This is a genomic window from Maribacter dokdonensis DSW-8 (assembly GCF_001447995.1).
GTDB classification, from domain to species: domain Bacteria; phylum Bacteroidota; class Bacteroidia; order Flavobacteriales; family Flavobacteriaceae; genus Maribacter; species Maribacter dokdonensis.
Window position 1 is genome coordinate 71,494 of sequence record NZ_LDPE01000008.1, and the last position, 20,537, is coordinate 92,030.

Annotated in this window: 22 protein-coding genes; 7 read left to right on the forward strand and 15 right to left on the reverse strand. The window is 34.1% G+C overall.

From position 1 onward, the window contains the following. Positions 1-7: 7 nt before the first annotated feature. On the reverse strand, positions 8-460 hold the full coding sequence (gene coaD, locus I600_RS18040; RefSeq protein ID WP_058105971.1) for a pantetheine-phosphate adenylyltransferase: 453 nt from the start codon (positions 458-460) through the stop codon (positions 8-10). Between the two features lie 31 nt (positions 461-491). Then, positions 492-1,466: a D-alanine--D-alanine ligase gene (locus tag I600_RS18045; RefSeq protein ID WP_058105972.1), complete on the reverse strand. Its 975-nt coding sequence runs from the start codon at positions 1,464-1,466 to the stop codon at positions 492-494. 176 nt (positions 1,467-1,642) lie between these two features. Here I600_RS18045 and I600_RS18050 point away from each other — a divergent pair, with 176 nt between their 5' ends. The 4 genes from I600_RS18050 to I600_RS18065 all read left to right on the forward strand — a co-directional run bounded on the left by I600_RS18050 (position 1,643) and on the right by I600_RS18065 (position 4,528). Beyond that, positions 1,643-2,233 carry a PASTA domain-containing protein gene (locus I600_RS18050; RefSeq protein ID WP_058105973.1) on the forward strand — a complete coding sequence of 197 codons (591 nt, stop codon included), beginning with the start codon at positions 1,643-1,645 and terminating at the stop codon, positions 2,231-2,233. Continuing rightward, on the forward strand, positions 2,234-3,265 hold the full coding sequence (locus I600_RS18055) for an RluA family pseudouridine synthase (protein ID WP_058105974.1): 1,032 nt from the start codon (positions 2,234-2,236) through the stop codon (positions 3,263-3,265). A gap of 90 nt (positions 3,266-3,355) precedes the next feature. Further along, positions 3,356-4,117 carry a peroxide stress protein YaaA gene (gene yaaA / locus I600_RS18060; protein WP_058105975.1) on the forward strand — a complete coding sequence of 254 codons (762 nt, stop codon included), beginning with the start codon at positions 3,356-3,358 and terminating at the stop codon, positions 4,115-4,117. A 45-nt stretch (positions 4,118-4,162) separates the two neighbouring features. Further along, positions 4,163-4,528, forward strand: a complete 366-nt coding sequence (locus tag I600_RS18065; protein ID WP_058105976.1) for a hypothetical protein — start codon at positions 4,163-4,165, stop codon at positions 4,526-4,528. Between the two features lie 2 nt (positions 4,529-4,530). Here the strand turns inward: I600_RS18065 and I600_RS19120 are convergent, their stop codons facing one another. After that, positions 4,531-4,659: a 30S ribosomal protein THX gene (locus I600_RS19120; RefSeq protein ID WP_071340068.1), complete on the reverse strand. Its 129-nt coding sequence runs from the start codon at positions 4,657-4,659 to the stop codon at positions 4,531-4,533. Positions 4,660-4,736: 77 nt separating this feature from the next. Between I600_RS19120 and I600_RS18070 the strand changes: the two genes are divergently transcribed. Together I600_RS18070 and I600_RS18075 are read left to right on the forward strand one after the other, a co-directional pair. Next, a complete protein-coding gene (locus I600_RS18070; protein WP_058105977.1) occupies positions 4,737-5,405 on the forward strand; it encodes a uracil-DNA glycosylase family protein in 669 nt (222 codons plus the stop codon). 296 nt (positions 5,406-5,701) lie between these two features. Continuing rightward, entirely contained in the window at positions 5,702-8,248 is a 2,547-nt protein-coding gene (locus I600_RS18075) for a phosphoenolpyruvate carboxylase (protein ID WP_058105978.1), read from the forward strand. Positions 8,249-8,327: 79 nt separating this feature from the next. Here the strand turns inward: I600_RS18075 and I600_RS19350 are convergent, their stop codons facing one another. Together I600_RS19350 and I600_RS18080 are read right to left on the reverse strand one after the other, a co-directional pair. Beyond that, the gene (locus I600_RS19350) at positions 8,328-8,471 is read right to left on the reverse strand and encodes a hypothetical protein (protein WP_167342577.1); all 144 of its coding nucleotides are present in this window, start codon (positions 8,469-8,471) and stop codon (positions 8,328-8,330) included. A 97-nt stretch (positions 8,472-8,568) separates the two neighbouring features. Then, positions 8,569-10,068: a M20/M25/M40 family metallo-hydrolase gene (locus tag I600_RS18080; RefSeq protein ID WP_058105979.1), complete on the reverse strand. Its 1,500-nt coding sequence runs from the start codon at positions 10,066-10,068 to the stop codon at positions 8,569-8,571. A 197-nt stretch (positions 10,069-10,265) separates the two neighbouring features. Between I600_RS18080 and I600_RS18085 the strand changes: the two genes are divergently transcribed. Then, entirely contained in the window at positions 10,266-12,002 is a 1,737-nt protein-coding gene (locus I600_RS18085) for a RagB/SusD family nutrient uptake outer membrane protein (protein WP_058105980.1), read from the forward strand. Between the two features lie 8 nt (positions 12,003-12,010). Here the strand turns inward: I600_RS18085 and trpA are convergent, their stop codons facing one another. The 10 genes from trpA to I600_RS18135 all read right to left on the reverse strand — a co-directional run bounded on the left by trpA (position 12,011) and on the right by I600_RS18135 (position 20,400). Next, complete coding sequence (trpA, locus tag I600_RS18090; protein WP_058105981.1) at positions 12,011-12,775, reverse strand: tryptophan synthase subunit alpha; 765 nt, start codon at positions 12,773-12,775, stop codon at positions 12,011-12,013. Between the two features lie 7 nt (positions 12,776-12,782). After that, positions 12,783-13,967, reverse strand: a complete 1,185-nt coding sequence (trpB, locus tag I600_RS18095; RefSeq protein ID WP_058105982.1) for a tryptophan synthase subunit beta — start codon at positions 13,965-13,967, stop codon at positions 12,783-12,785. Next, positions 13,964-14,569 (reverse strand): phosphoribosylanthranilate isomerase, encoded by a 606-nt coding sequence (locus I600_RS18100; protein ID WP_455429467.1) that lies wholly within the window; start codon positions 14,567-14,569, stop codon positions 13,964-13,966. The genes trpB and I600_RS18100 overlap by 4 nt, the downstream gene beginning before the upstream one ends. 17 nt (positions 14,570-14,586) lie before the next feature. Beyond that, on the reverse strand, positions 14,587-15,378 hold the full coding sequence (gene trpC, locus I600_RS18105) for an indole-3-glycerol phosphate synthase TrpC (protein ID WP_058105984.1): 792 nt from the start codon (positions 15,376-15,378) through the stop codon (positions 14,587-14,589). Positions 15,379-15,428: 50 nt separating this feature from the next. After that, the gene (trpD, locus tag I600_RS18110) at positions 15,429-16,424 is read right to left on the reverse strand and encodes an anthranilate phosphoribosyltransferase (RefSeq protein WP_058105985.1); all 996 of its coding nucleotides are present in this window, start codon (positions 16,422-16,424) and stop codon (positions 15,429-15,431) included. A gap of 52 nt (positions 16,425-16,476) precedes the next feature. After that, positions 16,477-17,040, reverse strand: coding sequence for an anthranilate synthase component II (locus tag I600_RS18115; protein WP_058105986.1), 564 nt, complete (start codon positions 17,038-17,040; stop codon positions 16,477-16,479). 1 nt (position 17,041) lies between these two features. Next, positions 17,042-18,439, reverse strand: coding sequence for an anthranilate synthase component I family protein (locus I600_RS18120; protein ID WP_058105987.1), 1,398 nt, complete (start codon positions 18,437-18,439; stop codon positions 17,042-17,044). Between the two features lie 262 nt (positions 18,440-18,701). After that, complete coding sequence (locus I600_RS18125) at positions 18,702-19,283, reverse strand: YceI family protein (protein ID WP_209439213.1); 582 nt, start codon at positions 19,281-19,283, stop codon at positions 18,702-18,704. 29 nt (positions 19,284-19,312) lie between these two features. After that, the gene (locus I600_RS18130) at positions 19,313-19,945 is read right to left on the reverse strand and encodes an NAD(P)H-dependent oxidoreductase (RefSeq protein ID WP_058105989.1); all 633 of its coding nucleotides are present in this window, start codon (positions 19,943-19,945) and stop codon (positions 19,313-19,315) included. A gap of 8 nt (positions 19,946-19,953) precedes the next feature. After that, on the reverse strand, positions 19,954-20,400 hold the full coding sequence (locus tag I600_RS18135) for a MarR family winged helix-turn-helix transcriptional regulator (RefSeq protein ID WP_058105990.1): 447 nt from the start codon (positions 20,398-20,400) through the stop codon (positions 19,954-19,956). Positions 20,401-20,537 lie beyond the last annotated feature (137 nt).

The window sequence follows — 20,537 nt, forward strand, 5'->3', positions numbered from 1 at the left end:
AATGCATCTATATTCTTACAGAATCGGGTACTAGACCTGTATAATCGCCTCCATTGCGTATTACGTCTCTTACAATAGACGAACTAATGTACGATTTGCCCGATGAGGTCAATAAAAACACGGTTTCTATCTCAGATAACTTTCTATTTGTATGGGCTATGGCCTTCTCAAATTCAAAATCTCCAGGATTACGTAATCCCCTTAAAATAAAATTAGCATCTACTTTCTTACAAAAATCTACTGTTAGTCCTTCATACGACTTAACGGATATAGATGGTACATCTTTGAAAGCTTCCTCAATAAATTTTATACGTTGTTCTAGACTGAACATGTATTTTTTGTCTGCATTTTTTCCTATAGCAATAATTACTTCATCAAATAAAGTAATACCTCTCATAATAATATCATGATGACCTAAGGTCAATGGGTCAAAAGAACCAGGAAAAATTGCGCGTCTCATATATTGGTTTTACTTTCTAAATATAGGTAATTTAAGACAATGCCTCTGTTATAGCATGTTCAAATAACATGCCCAGGTCAATACCTGCCTCTTTTGCTTGTTGAGGTAAGATACTTTCAGTGGTTAAACCCGGTGTGGTGTTCATTTCCAATAAATAAGGCTCGTCACCAATAAAGATGAATTCACTTCGGGAAAAACCGGTCATTTTTAAAACATCGTATATTTTCTTGGAGGCTTGAGTAACATTTTTCAATTGTGTATCATTAATTCTGGCAGGGGTGATTTCTTGTGATTTACCTTCATACTTGGCTTCGTAATCAAAGAAATCGTTTTCAGAAACAATTTCGGTAATAGGGAAAACAGTTGTTTCTCCCTTCAGTTTTAAAACACCTACGGATACTTCGGTTCCTTCAAGAAAACCTTCAATAATAATTTCATCGTCTTCTTTGTATGCTGTTTCAATGGCACTTTTTAGGTCTTTGGCTTCATAAACTTTGGTGATGCCATAACTACTTCCAGATTTGTTCGCTTTAACAAAACAGGGAAGTTTTACTTTTTCTATGATCTCATTTTCATTGATATCATCGCCTAAGTTTAAGTAATAAGATGGAGCTGCTTTAATGCCGTAAGGTTTAAGAACACTTAATAGATCCCTTTTATTAAAGGTAAGGGCGGCCTGGTAAAAATCACATGAAGTATGTTTTAGTCCTAAAAGTTCAAAATAGGCTTGCATTAAGCCATCTTCACCCGGTGATCCGTGAATAGCATTGAAAATACAATCAAACGTTACCGATGTGCCATTAAGGGGAATGGAAAAATTATTCCGGTCAATGGGGGTTTCCTTTTCATTATCATCGACATGAACCCATTTATCCTTAAAAATATGAATTCTATAAAGGTTGAACTTTTCTTTATCTAGGTAATTATAGACCACATTACCACTTTTAAGCGATATTTTATATTCACTAGAATAGCCGCCCATTATAATTGCAATATTTTTTTTCATCTATTTGGTCAGTTAAGAATGCTTTAGCAAAGATGAAGCATTGAAATAAAATATAAAAGAAAACCTTTAGCATTCATCTAAGGGAATATATTTTTATGGATATGATCTAACTATAGATCTATGCGCATGAATTGGTACGGGGGCATTTACTATATTTGTCGGGTCAAATAATATCTATGAGGAATTTTTTCAATTTTTTAAAAAGCAAAACCTTTTTAATTCAATTAGGTCTTGCGGTACTGGTATTGATAATCACCATTTTTCTTGTGTTAAGGTACTTGAACAGTACTACTAATCATGGTGAATTTGTAGAAGTGCCAGACTTTTCTAAGAAGTCTGTCATGGAAATGAGAAAATCTATTGAAGAGGCCGGTTTGCGATATGAAGTGTTGGACTCTGCAAATTACAATCCAGATTATCCTAGATTTTCAATCATAGAACAAAACCCTACGGCAGGATCAAAAGTAAAGGAAAATAGAAAGGTGTATTTTACGGTAAATCCTTCTGGATATAAGAAAGTTACCGTTCCTCAAATAATTCAAGTGACCAAGCGTAATGCCTCTTCAATGTTAAAGGCAGTTGGTTTAGATGTACAAAGGGTTACCTATATAGATGAGTTGGGTAAAGATATGGTGTACCGTATAAAATTTAAGGGTAAGGATATTAAGCCCGGTGATAAGTTGCCAAAAACATCTAAGATAGAATTGATCTGTGGAAATGGCAGTATTACCGAAAGAGCCATTATTAAATCTGAATCAGAAGATTAGATGGAAGAGAACATGGAGCGCCCTGAGAATGAAGATGGCGAACTTTTTGAACATCATAGAGTTGTAGCGTCTAAAGGTCAAGTACCTTTAAGAGTGGATAAGTTTTTAATGAATTTCATTGAAAATGCTACGCGAAATAAAATTCAACAATCCGCGAAAGATGGTCATGTTTGGGTCAACGATCAGATTGTAAAATCTAACTACAAGGTAAAGGCAGGTGATGAGGTAAAGGTTCTTTTTGAGCATCCACCGCATGAGTTTTTATTGGTTCCAGAAGATATACCTTTAGATATTGTTTATGAAGATGATGTATTATTGGTGGTGAATAAACCTGCAGGCATGGTTGTACATCCCGGGCATGGTAACTATTCAGGAACCTTAATTAATGCCTTAATACATCATACTGATAATTTGCCATCTAACAGTAACGAGAGACCCGGTTTGGTGCATCGTATAGATAAAGATACATCGGGCTTACTGGTCGTAGCAAAAACTGAAGCCGCAATGACCCATTTGGCCAAGCAGTTTTTTGACAAGACTTCAGAAAGGGAGTATATAGCTTTAGTTTGGGGTAATATTGAAGAAGATGAAGGCACTGTGGAGGGTCATGTAGGTAGAAATCCTAAAAATAGATTGCAAATGCATGTTTTTCCAGAAGGGGAAGAAGGTAAAGAAGCAGTAACCCATTTTAAGGTTTTGGAAAGATTAGGTTACGTTACTTTAGTATCATGTAAACTAGAAACGGGTAGAACACATCAAATTAGGGTTCATATGAAATATATAGGTCATACCCTTTTTAATGATGAGCGTTATGGTGGTGAAAAAATATTGAAGGGAACAACCTTTACAAAGTATAAACAATTTGTGGAGAATACCTTTAAACTATTGCCTAGACAGGCATTACATGCCAAAACTTTAGGTTTTGTACATCCTGTTACGGGTGAGCATATGAGTTTTGATTCTGAAATACCAGATGATATGGCCAATGCAATTGAAAAATGGCGTAGCTATAGCAAGAACAGTACAGCATAAGATTTTTCAATACCACTATTTAAACTCTTTTATATCTTTTGTAGGTCTTCAAGTTGATCATGTTTATTTTTGGAGAATTAAAATTGCATTATGAAAATTGTTATTTCTCCGGCAAAGTCATTGAACTATGAAAGTGACTTGCCAACAACTAAATATACATCGCCAGAATTTATTGAAGATGCTGAAAAGCTGAATAAAATATTAAAGAAGAAAAAGCCAAAAGCACTTTCTGAATTGATGTCCATTTCAGATAACTTGGCACAATTAAACTGGCAGCGTAATCAAGATTTTACAACACCGTTTACACCTGAAAATGCCAGACCGGCAATTTATGCCTTTAGCGGTGATGTATACCAAGGCTTAGATGCTTATACGTTAACCGAAGAGAAGATTGAAATTTTACAACAATCGCTCAGAATTCTTTCGGGGCAGTATGGTATATTGAAACCTCTAGACCTTATGCAACCTTACCGTTTAGAGATGGGAACATCTTTAAAAATTGGAAGAAAGAAAAACCTATATGAATATTGGGGAGAAAGGCTTACCGATCATTTGAACAATGAAATGGAAGAAGGGGAGCTATTGGTGAACTTAGCCAGTAACGAATATTATAGTGCATTAAAACCGAAAAAAATTAAGGCAGATATTATTACTCCGGTATTTAAAGATTGGAAGAATGATAAGTTAAAGATAATTAGCTTTTTTGCCAAAAAAGCTAGGGGTTCTATGGTGAGGTATATTATTGATACAAATGCAAAAACTCTTGAAGATATAAAAGGTTTTAATTTAGATGATTATCAGTTTAGTAAAGAGCATACTTTAAAAGAAAATCAACCCGTTTTTATTAGATAAAATATTATTATCTCTTTTTCGTTCTAAAGGTATAACAATACGTCTATGAAAAGGGTTTATTTGCTATCTGTAATTATCGTTGTCCTATTATTCTCGTGTACTGATAGGGATGATGAGGTTAATCTTGTCAATATTCGTATTCACAATAACACAGAACTTTTTTTTAGTGAAGTAAGAATTGCGGATAAAGATACTGTGTATGAGAATATCGCGGCAGATGAGTTTTCAACTTATATGGAGTTTGAAACTGCATTCGCCAATCCTGCAATAGCGATACTTACAGATTCAACAAGTCTTAACTATTTTCCAACAGATGTTTTATCAGATTCCTTACCTATTGGTTTTTATACCTATGAAATATCTTTGGATGAAGATAACCAAGTAGATTTAACCTTTAGAATAGACGATTAGAACTATTTCTTTTTACTGATTTTTATTTTTTCTTCTACGGTAGGTCTCTTTTTAATTTTACGAGGTCTTCTTGCCCCGTAAGAATTATTAGATATTTTTCCTTTTTTAGATTTTCTGTCTCCTTTACCCATAATATTGTTCTTTCTATTAAAGTAAGTAATTTAGTCATGATCGGTCATTTTAATAGGCTCAAGAGAATAAATCACTAATGCAAAAGATTTTTAAGCATATTCACCCATATGAACCATTTATTGACAATTCTACTGAAAAACTTATAGTGGGGACCTTACCGCCACCTCGTTTTACTACCGGTGATTTAAAAGAAGGAGATGTAAACTTTTGTTACGGAAGCAGGGACGGGCAGCTATGGCCTATTTTAAATAAAATCTTTGATCTTAATTTGAAATTTGAAACCACTAGTAAAGCTATTGATCAGCGCAAAATATTTTTGAAGGATAGAAAAATTGGCATATGCGACATAGTAGCTTCTGCAGAAAGAGAGAAAATTGATGCTTCTGATTTAGGTATGCAGAATATAGCATTAAGAAATGTTCTCGGGTATCTAGAAGAATATCAAAAAATACACACGCTTTTATTTACAGGTGGTAATAGTAAAAATGGACCGGAATATTTTTTCCGAAAACATTTAAAGGAAAGTGCGGTAGCATTAAAATTGATTTCTAATCAGGTGCCTAGAATTCATGAGTTTGTACACCCAAGTACTAATAAACTCATAAGAACGGTTTCGTTAACGGCACCTTCTGGTGCAGCAAATAGGGCAGTAGGTAGTTTGGATTTGTATAAGAAAATGAAAAGTGAAAATCCTAAATTCAATACTATAGACTTTAGAGTGTTACAGTATAAAAAATATTTTTAATAGAGGTGATGGTTCTGTAAGTGGATAAACTAAAAAGAGTCTTGCTTTTAAGACAAGACTCTTTTACGAGAACACTATATGAAAATGAAAAATTTTTTTACTTATTTACATTGTAAAGATATATAGGCACTACTGTTTTTTGGAATATTTGTTGTCAATACAGACAATTTTGTGGTATACTTCTAGGAATATGATATTTCACAAAAATCATTCTCTAAATTCTCTTGGAATAGCGATATTTATGTTCGAAATTTAAAGAGTTTGTCGTAATGGTACGACTAAAAGTTTTTTAATATATGCAACAAAAAGAAAGATTAGCAGAATTTAAGAAATCTGTTCAAAATAAATTTAATGTTTACAATAGTCTATTCTTAAACCTTCCCTACGAGAATATTGAAAATGTAGGTATGTTGATTCCTTTATTACTGAATCAATCTGAAAAGGGGTTAAGTGACGGACTAAACCCAAAAGAAATTCTTGAGAATTTTTTCGAGAATTTTGTAGAAATAAAATCAGAAAAAGAACAAATAGACTTTATGTTTCGCATCATACAGTATGTAGAAAGACAAGTTGTTCTTTATGATAGTGTAGAAGATGCGGCGTTCCCAAAGTTACACAAGCATTCTAGTTCATTGTCATTAAAAGATTATTTTCAGTTGGTTGAAAAAAATAAATCTTGGGATACTATTTGGGACAAGTTGAGTACGTTCAGTGCACGTATAGTTTTAACGGCGCACCCAACACAATTTTATACTCCGGCGGTTTTAGATATCATTACAAACCTTAGAACTTTAATATTAGAAGATAAAATTGATGAAATAGATGTAGGTCTACAACAACTAGGCCTTACGTCTTTGATCAATGCAAAAAAACCGACACCTTTAGATGAAGCCAAAAATATAATCTACACGCTAAGACATGTATATTATGATGCAATTGGTGATATGTATGCTTATATCAAGGGTAGTACAGGGTCAAAGAATTTTGAAAATCATGATATTGTCAAGTTAGGTTTTTGGCCTGGCGGCGATAGAGATGGAAATCCGTTTGTAACTGCAGATATCACCAGAGATGTAATGAACGAGCTTCGTTTAACGTTAATGAAGTGCTATTATAATGACCTTAAAGGTTTGGTGCATAAACTTACCTTTAAAGATGTACAAGAACCGTTGCAGAAGCTTAGGGGTAATTTATACACGGCCATGTTCGATAGTTCTAAGGATATTGGTTATGAAGATTTAATTGTTCCTTTAGAAGAAATACAATCCATATTAATAGAAAAATACCAAAGTCTTTATCTAAAAGATTTGGAAAAATTTATTGATAAGGTAAAGATATTCAAGGTGCACTTTGCTACAATAGATATACGCCAAGACCATAGTATGCATACCAAAGTAATGGTAGAAGTATTAAAAAAGAATGGTTTTATCAATGATGAGCTAAGTGAGTTATCTGACGAGGAATTATTGGATATTCTTTTGCATAAGAATTTAAATTTGGTAGCAGATGATTATGAAGAAGATATTGTAAAAGATACTATTAAGAACATACTTCAATTACAGACCATACAGGCTAAAAATGGAGAAGAAGGATGTAATAGATACATTATCAGTAATTCTGAAGATAAGTATTCCATTTTGTTTGTTTACGCACTGTTTAGATGGTGTGGCTGGGCAGACAAAGAAATAACGTTTGATATAGTGCCGTTGTTCGAAACAATGAACGGAATGGATACAGCTCAAGATACCATGAAGTTTTTATTCAGTTTACCTGAGTATATGGCCCATTTAGAAAATAGAAATAAAAAGCAGACTATAATGCTTGGATTTTCCGATGGAACTAAAGATGGGGGCTATTTAAAAGCCAACTGGTCCATTTTAAAGACAAAAGAAGAGCTTTCAGAGGTTTGTGATCAGAATGATATTGCTGCCGTATTTTTTGATGGTAGGGGAGGCCCACCGGCAAGAGGAGGTGGAAAAACGCATCGTTTTTATGCTGCGCAGACCAATAAAGTGGCGAATAATGAAATTCAATTAACTATTCAAGGGCAAACCATAACAAGTACTTATGGTACCAAAGAACAGTTTATTTATAATAGTGAGCAACTATTGACCGCCGGATTGTCTAACACAATTTTAGGAAAAGAAATTGTTATATCTGATGCTGATAGAGAGTTGATTGAAGAGCTGTCAGAACTAAGTTTTAAAAAATATGATGATCTAAAACACCATGATAAGTTTATGCCGTACTTGGAAAACATGAGTACGCTTAAATATTACACAAAAGCAAATATTGGTAGTAGACCTGGAAAAAGAGGAAATAAGGCCAAACTTGAATTGTCTGATTTAAGGGCAATTTCATTTGTAGGGTCATGGAGTCAATTAAAGCAGAACGTACCAGGTTATTATGGTATTGGTACTGCTCTTGAGAAACTTGAAAAAGATGGAAGATTTGAAGAGGCCAAAAGGTTGTACCAAGAAGTACCGTTCTTTCAAGCTTTGATGATGAACAGTATGATGAGTCTTACCAAATGTTATTTTGAATTGACCAGTTACATGAAAGAAAATAAGGAGTATGGTGCTTTTTGGGAGATTCTTCATGCAGAATATGAATTATCTAAAGCAATGCTTCTAAAACTATCTGGCATGGAAATATTAATGAAGAAAGAAGCAATTTCTAGGGAGTCCATCAAAATTCGTGAGAGTATAGTCTTGCCTTTATTGGTTATTCAACAATATGCGCTTCAAAGGATTGGAGAAGGTACGGAGTATAAAGAATTGTACGAAAAGATTGTTACCAGATCACTATACGGTAATATCAATGCTAGTAGAAACTCAGCATAGTTTTTTATAAAATAACATCCTAATAAAAGCCCGATTCAAAATATTGAATCGGGCTTTTTACTTTGTTGGATATAGTGTGCTATTTTTTATTCTGTTGATTTTTAATAGTCTCCTTATCTATATCAAAATCGTTTGTTTCTATATTGGTATTCCCTGTCGGATTTGTTGGGTTATTTTGTTCTACTTTTCTTTTAAACTTTTTATTATCTTTTATAATTCCCATAATTTCAATTTTTTAGGTTCATATTTAAGATAATAAATTGAAAATGAGAACTCCGTTAATTAGTTAATAAAGCTTTGTTATAGAATGTTAAACTAAACTATTCAGTTTTACTTGGGCTAAGTAATGCATAAAACAATTTTATACCATACGCTATTTGTCCAATTTTTAAATTCTCATTAGGGCTATGTTGATTGTTATCTGGGTTCACCATTGGAACTATGAATGCAGGAATTTTTAGTTCATTGATAAATGGCGAAATAGGAACAGTACCGCCCATTATACGGATTTGAACAGGTTTTTCTCCAAATTTGGACTCCATGGTTTTAACTATGTTATTTCCAAAAGGGTTATTTAGATCGGTTCTAAAAGCATCCGTAACTGAGCCTTCCTTAATAGTAACAATTTTATCAAATTTTAGGCGGTCTTCCAGAGTGGGTTCCGTACTCATTACATGAAAACCTTGATTTTTTATGTGTTCTTTTACAAGGTTTTTAAGTTTTGTGCCATCACTTTCAGGTACTAACCTTAAATCTAATTCAGCTGTGGCGGTGGCCGGCACAATTGTTCTTGCTTTTTCTCCAACCCAGCCAGAGCCTAGTCCTCTAATATTTAAAGAAGGGTATTGCAATGCTTCTTGATAAAAACCGCCAACCTTTTCTGGGTTAGAGATGGCTAAATTGCTATTGATGACATCTGCATTGTCCGGAACGCTTTTTAAAATAGCTAGTGTTGCATCATCTAATGAGATTCCATCATAATATCCTTTTATAAGAACTTTTCCATTGGTATCTTTCATTGTTGCTAGTAGCTGTGCCAATTGAAAACCAGGGTTAGGAGCGTAGTTTCCGTAATGACCACTATGTTGTGGTTTTATAGGTCCGTGAGTTGTTATTGATAATGTTGTGATTCCTCTACAACCATAAACTATTGTTGGTTTCCCGGAAACGTGAACCGGACCATCGTTTATCACCAAAAAATCGGCTTTCAATAAATCTTTATACGTACGCACCGCTTGTGGTAATGGTGCGCTACTTTTTTCTTCTTCGCTATCTAGAATCACCTTTACATTAAAAGGTATGTCTATAGCATCTTTTTTAAGTGCGTCTATAGCATTCAAGAACATGATAATAGGACCTTTATCGTCTGAAGTTGATCTTCCAAAAAGGCGCCAGTCATAATTTATATCGTCGTTAAGTTCTGAGAAAGATTCAGTTTTCCAATCGTCTTCGGTTTTGGATTTTAAAACTACTTTATACGGATCTGGTTGATCCCATTTTGTAGCGTCTACAGATTGCCCATCTAAATGCATATAGAACAAAATAGTTGGCTTGTTGTCGTCCATGGGTAGAGCGGCAAAAAATAATGGTAGCCCTTCGGTTTCTAAAATGGTACTATTAAATCCGCGTTCAGTGAATTTTTTTCTCAGCCAAAAAAGGTTAGAATCAATATCGTCCGCATTTAATGCATCATTAGGTATAGCTACAAATTCCCTTAATTCGCCAATAGCATTCGCTACTTTAGATTTTATTAAAATGGAGTCTTGAGAATGGGCGGTAAAAAGTAATAAAAGGAATGTAAGTGTAAGAAGTTTTTTCATGGTCGTTCATGTAAATATATTCTTTAAAAGTAAGGAAAATAGAGTGAATAATCTGTGTTGGTACCAATATCATGGTATATGGAAAATTATAAATTAATTTAAAAAAAATAGTGCAAGAATAATATTCTTATTTAATGCGAATTTTAATTTTTGAATTAATAAAATGTATTACTTTGACAAGTTATAAATTGTAAATAATGAAAAATTTCATCCAATATTTCTTATTGTTTTTTGTTCTTTATTCATGTTCTGATGATAATACAATTTCTGAGATAGAAGAGATTGATTCTGGAAATATTGAAGTTACTGTTTTGCTGGGATCCGATGCAGCAATTGGTGCTGTTGTAACTACGAATCCAGAAACAAGAACATTGGTAGTAGGAGAATCTGGTGTAGTGGTATTTGAAACTATTGATACAGGAAATTATGTAGTCAACGTGGTATTGAACCAAAATCCTGATTTTCTATATTTTCAAGAAGTTGTACTTACTAATAATGTTACTGAAAAGATAGTTTTTAATATCCCTGAAATACCCGAATTAACTGAGCAAGATTTGGACGTTGATTTTTTATTGAATGTATCCTATAATAATTTGCGATCAATATTTAATGCAGATGCATATTTATCATATTGGGGGGATACTGGTACAGATATATTAAAAGCTAATCCAAATTTTAATGGTGAACTGGTTGATTTGGATGCCTATTCTTTTAATGCTCAATCTACTGTTATAAATCAGGTATGGGCAGAACATTATATTCAAATAAGGGGCTTGAATTTGGGAATCGACTATTTAATGGATTCTTCAAATGTTGTGTCCAGTGAGATAGATAGAAAAGAATTAGAAGCACATTTTAAATTTTTGAGAAGCTTATTATATTTCAATCTAATAAAAATATATGGCAATCCTCTTTTAAGCGTAACAGCTGAAATAGATTTAAGCGGTCCGCCAAACTATCCTCAAAATCCAAGTACCACCTACTCACAAATAGAAGAAGATTTGCTTTATGCAATTGAAAATTTACCAGTTTTAAATAGTAATGATCAGGCAAATCAGTGGAGCGCAAGATTTTTGTTGGCCAAAGTCTATATGACCATGGCCGGTTTTCCTTTAAATGAATACGGTAAATACGGCAGTGCTTTAGAACAGTTGAAAATTCTGCAAGGGCAGTATGAATTAATGTTAGATTATAATTCAGTTTTTAACGAAGAAAATGAAGCCTCAAATAGAGAAATTCTCTTTAAAATAACTTTTGATGGAGGTGAAGATTCCAAAAGTTCGTTTAACGATTATTGGGGGCCTTTGGGTATTGCTTCAGAAGATGCACTGTTACTTGTTTCTGGTTTTGAAAATTCATTCAATAGTTCCATGTTATTTGAAAATCCTGTTAGTTTTCCGATAGAAATTGAAGACAATCGGTTTAAGAATAACATAGCGACATTCTCTATTTCTGGTAATAATGTGGTTAATGAAGTAGATCCAAAGAATTGGAGACCATTAAAATGGTATAACGGAGAATTGCCTGATGCAGATTTTGAGTCTACATCGTTTGACTATCCTGTTTTTAGATATGCAGATGTATTGTTGTTGTTAGCAGAAGCTGAGAATGAAGTAAATGGACCAACTCCTTTAGCTTATGCAGCGATTAATCAAGTTCGGGAAAGAGCATTTGGGAACGAGAACAATGTACCTGGAAATCTTAATAAGGATCAATTCTTTGATGTAATTTATTTAGAGCGAAAATTAGAATTATGTTTTGAAGGCCATAGACGAGACGATTTAGTTAGATGGAACAAACTTCAAGAAGTTATAGATGGTTTTAACTCTACTAATGACTTTTCTAAAGATTACCAACCTCACGAGTACGTTTGGCCAATACCGCAATCGGAAATAGACTTAAATCCTAATGCGGTACAAAACCCAGGTTATTAGAAAGTAGTTTATCGTATAGTATTCACAAATTCTGAAATGGAGTTTACGCCATTAGCCGTTAAATGTTTAATAAAGGCAGAACCAATTATTGCACCTTTAGCGGTTTTGGTTGCTTGCTTAAATGTTTCTTCGTCTTTAATTCCAAAACCGACAATTTGTGGGTTCTTTAAATTCATTTTGTCAATGCGCTCAAAATAACTTTCTTGCTCTTGACCAAAACCGGATTTTGATCCTGTGACACTTGCAGAACTTACCATATAGATAAATCCGTTAGAGGCATCGTCTATTTGGTGAATACGGTCATCACTGGTCTGCGGAGTGATTAGAAAAATGTTTAAGAGTCCGTGTTTTTTAAAAATTTCCTCGTATTCTTCCTGGTAAACATCTAGCGGTAAATCTGGTAAAATGAGTCCGTCAATTCCAATTTCTTGACACTTTTTACAAAATGCCTCAATACCGTATTGTAACATTGGATTAAAGTATCCCATAATAATCAATGGTATAGAAACCGTTTTACGAATATCTCTTAGTTGACTAAAAAGAATTTCGGTGGTCATTCCGTTTTTTAAAGCGGCGGTAGAACTTTCCTGAATTGTTGGTCCGTCTGCCAAAGGATCACTGAACGGTAATCCTATTTCAATCATATCAACACCGTTCTTTTCTAAATCTTCAATAATTTTTACCGTATCGTTCAATGATGGGTAACCGGCCGTAAAATATATAGATAGAAGCTTTTTATCTTCTTTTAATTTTGATGTTATTCTATTGCTCATAATAAGGTTATGCTAACTTAAAGTAATCAATATATGTGTTCAGGTCTTTATCTCCACGGCCGGAAAGGCTAATAACGACGACATCATCTTTTTTGAATTTCCTATGTTCAAAAATGGCAAATGCATGCCCTGTTTCTATAGCGGGAATAATACCTTCTAATTTTGATAATTCCAATCCTGCAGCCATGGCTTCATCATCTGTAGCCGAATAAAATTCTGCACGGCCAGATTTGTAAAGGTGAGAATGCATAGGACCAACGCCTGGGTAGTCTAGCCCGGCAGAAATGGAGTAAGGCTCAGTAATTTGTCCATCTATGGTTTGCATCAACATGGTTTTACATCCATGAATGATTCCTACTTTTCCAAGGGCGGATGTTGCTGCGCTCTCACCAGAATCCACGCCTTTACCTGCAGCTTCAACTGCAATAATGCCAACCTCAGGCTCGTGTAGAAAATGATAATAGGTACCTGCGGCATTACTGCCACCACCAATACAAGCTACCACGTAATCTGGGTTTTCACGACCTTCTCTCTCTTTTAACTGCCATTTTATTTCCTCGGATATTACCGATTGAAAACGAGTGACCATATCTGGGTAAGGGTGTGGACCAATGGCAGAACCAATGATATAATGGGTGTCTACCGGATTGTTGATCCAATCTCTAATGGCTTCGTTGGTAGCATCTTTAAGTGTTCTACTTCCAGATTTTGCAGGTCTAACTTCAGCACCCAACATTTTCATACGGGCAACATTTGGCGCTTGGCGCGCAATATCTATTTCCCCCATGTAAACAATACATTCCATACCCATAAGAGCACAAACGGTTGCCGTGGCCACACCGTGTTGTCCAGCACCGGTTTCGGCAATAATTCTAGTTTTGCCCAACTTTTGAGCCATAAGAATTTGACCTATGGTGTTGTTCACTTTATGTGCACCAGTATGATTAAGATCTTCTCTTTTTAGGTAAATTTTGCAACCATGTTTTTCAGAAAGGCGTTTAGCAAAATATAGGGGAGAAGGTCTACCCACATAGTCTCTTAACAGCTGATGAAACTCTTTTTGAAAAGAATCTTCATGCATCAATTTTAAATAATTTTGGCGTAGTTCCTCTACATTTGGGTACAACATTTCCGGTATATAGGCACCACCAAATTCACCGTAGTATCCTTTTTCGTCAGCATTATAATTCATAGCGCTTCTTTAAACTTTTGTAATTCTTCAATATTTTTTAACCCTGGATCTATTTCAAATTTGCTATTTACATCAATGGCATAGCAGAATTTAGACTCGGGTGATTTCATAAACTCATTAATTTTATCAAGACTGTTCAAACCAATTCCCCCACTTAAAAAGAAAGGCTTGTTAGAAGGATAATTCTTAAGGACAGACCAATTAAAGGTATAGCCATTGCCCCCAGGAAGTTTCCCTTTAGTATCAAAAAGATAAAAATCGCACACATCTTCATAGGGCATTAAACTTTCAAAATCAAACTCATCTTTAATGGAAAATACTTTAATGATCTCAATTTTTTTATTCAACTTCATAAGTTTTTCTGCAACTTGTCTACAATATTCAGGGCTCTCGTGACCATGCAATTGAAGACCCTGTAATTGATGTTTTTTGACCAGTGTAATAATATAGTCTATATCGGCATCAACAAAAATGCCTACTTTGTTGATAGTGTGTGGTAAATCGGGAATTTCCCCATCAAAAAATCTAGCTGAATGTTCCCAAAATATAAAACCAAGATAATCTGGTCGCAATTGTGCAACTTCAGAAGTATTTAGTTTCATACCGCAGATTTTGAGTTTCATCTTATTTCTTTTAGATCTTTAATAAATTGAGTGGCACTCTCGCCTGGAGTATCGGTTTTCATAAAATTCTCTCCGATTAAAAATCCTTTATAACCATACATTTTTAATTCCTTAATTGCTTCAATAGAACTTATTCCGCTTTCAGATACTTTTACAAAATCATCAGGAATTTGGGATGAAAGCGATTTACTGGTCTCTAAGCTAACTTCAAAAGTCTTTAGGTTTCTATTATTGACTCCTAACATATCTATGCTGGGCATGATTGATTTATGAAGTTCGTCTTCATTGTGTACTTCTAATAAAACATCTAAACCTAAGCTTTTAGCCAATTCAGAGAATTTTTTTATTTCTTCTCTAGTTAGCACGGCAGCAATAAGAAGAATAACATCTGCGCCATAAGCTTTGGCTTCTATAATTTGGTATTCACTAATTATGAATTCCTTACGTAATAACGGTAATTGTGCCGATGCCCTTGCAATGATCAAGTCTTCTAAAGAACCACCAAAATATTTAATATCGGTAAGCACGCTCATACCACAAACACCCGCTTTTTCATATCCCATGGCAACCTGCCCAACATTTGCATTTTGATTGATGCTTTCTTTGGATGGTGATCTTCTTTTAAATTCAGAAATAATGCCGGTGTCACTATCTTTAAGAGCTTGAGCCAGTGAAAAAGTCTCTCTGTTGAATAATACAGAATGTTCATATTGTGAAGAAGGGAAAATCAAATTTTTCAATTCTACTTCCTTTCGTTTATCCGCTACAATTTTGTCTAGAATATTCATTACATGTGTGTTTAGATAGTCTCATTTCATTGAGACAGAAAGTGTGCTGTTTAATTTTTGCTCAACTCTTGTATTTTCTTCAATGCGTTCAATCCTTTTCCACTTAACAAAGATTCTTTGGCTTTTTCAAAACCTTGAATAGGAGTTAGGTTATTTACTGTGGCTATGGCAATACCGGCATTGGCACAAACTACATTATTTTGCGCTTCTGTGCCTTTACCTTGTAATACATTCATAAAAATTTGAGCAGAAGATTCAATGCCGTCACCGCCGACAATATCGGTTTGTTTAATTTCCGGCACACCAAAATCAGAAGGCTTTAGCATTGTTTCGGTATGGTTAGAAATAGTTTTGGTATTTCCTGTCAATGATATTTCATCATAACCGTCCAAGGCATGTAATACGGTGAAATTTTTATCTGTTTTTTGATAAAGGTATCCGTACATACGAGCTAATTCAAGGTTAAAAACACCTACCATTTGGTTTTTTGGAAATGCAGGATTTACCATAGGTCCCAACATGTTAAAGAATGTTTTTACCGCCAGATCTTTACGAATAGGGGCAACGTTTTTCATAGCCGGATGAAATAGGGGCGCATGTAATACACAAATACCAGCCTTATCAATACATTTTTCTAAAAAGCCGGCATTGTTACTGAACTTGATTCCTAAAAACTCCATTACATTACTACTTCCGCATTTAGAGGAAACACCATAGTTGCCATGTTTGGTAACTTTTACACCGGCACCGGCAGTAACAAAAGATGCCAATGTAGAAATATTAAAAGTGTCTTTGCCATCACCACCAGTACCGCAAAGGTCTATGGGGTTGTAAGCAGATAAATCTACTGCCAAGCATAAATCTAGCAATGCATCTCTAAACCCTTCTAATTCTTCAATGGTAATACTTCGCATCATATAAACGGTCAAAAAAGCTGCTATTTGACTTGTATTGTAGTCGCCTTTAGCAATATTGACTAATATGCGCTTTGCATCTTCTTTGGAAAGTATCTCGTGATTTATGAGCTTATTTAATGTTTCTTTCATTTTTTAAATACTATACAGTTCAACCTTAAGTTTAGTTCGCTTTAATTATGATTTAAGCGTTCAGCCAGTTCTCTAACATTTTTTTTCCTTGAGGAGTAAGTACGGATTCTGGATGAAATTGTACCGCATGTACGTCGTATTTTTTGTGTTGTAAAGACATTATTTGTCCGTTTTCATCTACTGATGTTGCTTCTAGAACATCCGGTAAATTAGTGTCTACGACCCATGAATGATATCTGCCAACTTCTATTTCTTTGGGAATATCTTTAAAAATTACGGCATCTTTGGTAATGTTGATCTTAGTGGCTATACCGTGGTATACTTCCTTTAGATTGATCAATGATCCTCCAAAAACTTCCGCTATTGCTTGTTGACCTAGGCATACCCCAAAAATACTTTTGGTTGGAGCATACTTTTCTATAATTGGTTTAAGAAGTCCGGCTTCATCTGGAATACCAGGTCCGGGAGATAATACAATTTTATCAAAAGCATCAATCTCTTCAAGTGTAAGTTGGTCATTACGCTTTACAACGACCTCGCATTCCAATTCTTCTAGATAATGAACAAGGTTATAAGTAAAGCTGTCGTAATTGTCTATGACTAATATTTTTTTCATTTTAAATGTCTTCTGCTATTTCTAAAGCCTTGGTTAATGCACCTAGTTTGTTATACGTTTCTTGTAGTTCACTTTCTGGGTCAGAAGCAGCAACAAGACCTGCACCAGCTTGATAATGGAGATTATGATTTTTGCTTAAAAACGTTCTGATCATTATGGCATGGTTAAAGTTTCCAGAGAAATCCATAAAACCTATGGCTCCACCATAATATCCCCTGCTAGTCTTCTCATATTTTTCAATAAGCTGCATGGCCATATGTTTTGGGGCGCCACTCAATGTACCTGCAGGAAAAGTGTCTGCCACCACTTTCATGGTAGGTATATCTGGTTTTTTCATGCCTGTAACTTTAGATACCAAATGGATCACGTGAGAGAAAAACTGTACTTCCCTATAATTCTCGACTTTAACTACATTGCCATTTCTGCTCAAGTCGTTCCTAGCTAAATCTACCAGCATAACGTGCTCACTGTTCTCTTTGTCATCGGTCTTTAGCTCCTTGGCGAGTTGTGCATCTTGTTCATCATTACCAGTTCTTTTAAAAGTACCGGCTATAGGGTGAATTTCGGCTTTGCCCTCGCTTACAATAAGTTGCGCTTCAGGTGAACTTCCAAATATTTTAAAATCCCCGAAATCAAAATAAAACAAATAGGGCGATGGATTTACCGAGCGTAAAGCTCTGTAAACATTAAATTCATCACCTTTAAAACCTTGCGAAAAACGTCTACTTAAAACCAACTGAAATACATCGCCACGTTGACAGTGTTTTTTTGCCAAAGCAACATGCTCTCTATATTCCTCATCTTCAAGATTAGACTTTCGATCACCATCTATTTTAAAGTTGTAAGTGGCAAAATTTCTAATATTTAGTAGTTGTTCCAGTTCTGGAATGTTATTATCGGTGTTATAGCAATGCGCAAAAAGGTATGCTTCGTTTTTGTAATGGTTAATTGCAATAATGTTTTGGTAAACCGCATAATACACATCTGGTATGCTTACTGAATCTGATTTTTGAGATATTTCCAAATCTTCAAAATAACGAACTGCATCATATGACATATAACCAAATAGTCCATTATTAATGAATTTATAATCATTGCTATCTGCCTTAAAAGATTTGCTGAAAGAATCAATACTTTCAACAACATCTATTTCTGGTGTTATTTGAATTTCTTCAACCACACCATCCGGAAATTGTTTTGTAATGATTTCGTTTTCCACTTTAATGGATGCAATTGGATTGCAGCAGATATATGAGAAACTGTTGTTATTGGCATGATAGTCACTACTTTCCAAAAGAATACTATTTGGAAAACGGTCTCTAATTTTTAAATAAACACTTACCGGTGTTACCGTATCGGCAAGAATTTTTTTATGGTATGTTTTAAATTGATAGGCCATAGGTACTTTTATAAAATAAAGAAGGCTTGTCGTGATGACAAGCCTTTATATAGTTTTACTACAATGATGCTTTGCTCACGATGTTTTTCGTAAGTTGTTCCACCACCAAGTATTTGCGATTAAATTTTTCATTGAGGTTCAAATATAAAAAGGAAATTTAAACTTACAAACTTTACCTTATCAAAAATAAAAATCCCTTTGAATATATCTCAAAGGGATTTTAAATTGTTGTAATTCCACAAGTTTTATAGCGATCTAAAGCTTATAGTGCTAAATCTACCACTAAATCAAAGTCATCATAAATAGCTTTGTCACCTAAATTATCAAAAAAGCTTCCTGAACCATATTTAATATCATATTTAGTTCTATCTATTTTAAGCGTAGCTGAAGCCTTATTTTCAAACATAGATACAACTAAAGTAACAGGCTTGGTAATTCCTTTAATTGTAAGGTCACCGTTTACCGTATATGAGTTATCGTTCATGGGTTTAACCGAAGTAAAAACCAATTTGGAAGTAGGGTTACTTTCAACACCAAAGAAATCTGCAGACTTCAAGTGTCCCTCTAATTTTTCTTTTCCTTTTCCTGCTTCTAGGTCGGTAACAACTATAGAAGTCATATCAACTACGAATTCTCCACCAACTAATTTTTTGCCCTTCATTTCTAAGTGACCAGATTTTAGATTAATGTTTCCATCATGTGAACCAGTAACCTTATATCCTTTCCAGGTAACTTTACTTTCGCTGACTTTTACTTCTTTCTTTTCGCCATCAATTGGGGTGGTAGCGGTTGCAGAGAAGCCAAAAACAGCTACGAATACTAAACTTAATAATGATTTTTTCATGTTTCTAATTTTAAATGATTGTGTTTAATTTATATGTGTGTAATTATTTGTTCTTGTGAATATCTCACCTTTGGGTAGTGTTGCGTATCATCTTCGGTTGATCTATAACCGACAGCTAAAACTACTGCTGCGTTTAGACCTTTTTTGGTTAAGCCCAAAATTTTATTATACTGTTCTTTATTAAAACCTTCCATTGGGCAAGTATCTATTTCCATTTCTGCAGCAAGGGTCATCAAGTTTCCTAATACAATATATGCTTGGTTAGATGACCATTTATTTTTATCGTCATTAGGTAGGTCTAAGAGTGCAGATTTCATACTTTGGGAATACCCCTCAAGATCTTCTTTTGTAACCCCTCTAGTGCTTACGATATTATCTATATAATCGTCAATTAATGCTTCGTCAAAATTAGGTTTGTTAGCAAGAACGAAAAGGTAAGATGAATCGGTAATTTGTGGTTGGTTGTATGAAGCTTTTCTTAACTCTTGTCTAATATTATCATTTTTAATAACATAAATTTCATAAGGTTGTAAACCATAAGAGGAGGCTGTTAGTTTTGCCCCTTCTAGTAAAGTGTCTAAATCAGCCTTACTAACTTGTTTAGAGCTATCGAATTTTTTAGTGGCATAGCGCCAGTTTAATTTATTTAATATCGTATACATAGTTGTGCTTAAAATTTATCTAATAATTCATTGAATTGATGTAACTCTTCTTCTGTAAAATTTTTAAGCATATTTTCTTCTGCTTCAAAAAGTATTCCATCAATTTGTTTTAAGATGTTCAATCCATCTTCGGTAATTACAATTTCTACTTTTCTTCTATTTTTTTCGCATACGGTTCTGTTAACATACCCCTTTAAAATTAGCTTATCTACTAGGCGGGTAGTGTTACTCATTTTAGTGACCATTCGCTCATTAATGGTAGAAAGGTTTGCAGGTTTTCCATTTTGCCCTCTTAATATTCTTAGTACATTAAACTGCTGAACCGAAATGTCAAATGGCTTCAACACCATAGAAACTTCCTCATTTAGCTTATTGGCTACCAGAGCTACATGAATTAATGTCCGTTTGGCCAACGGCATTTTTTTGTTTGTTTTTAAAATTTCCTCTACATTCATGTGTGTACAATAATTGTATATACAAATGTAAAGTTATTTTGTTAGGATTAGTGATTGTTCAGATTAATTTTTTGTTAAAAATAGTTGTGAGGTATAAATAAATAAAAATCGATTATTTTTACGGTATATAATTTACA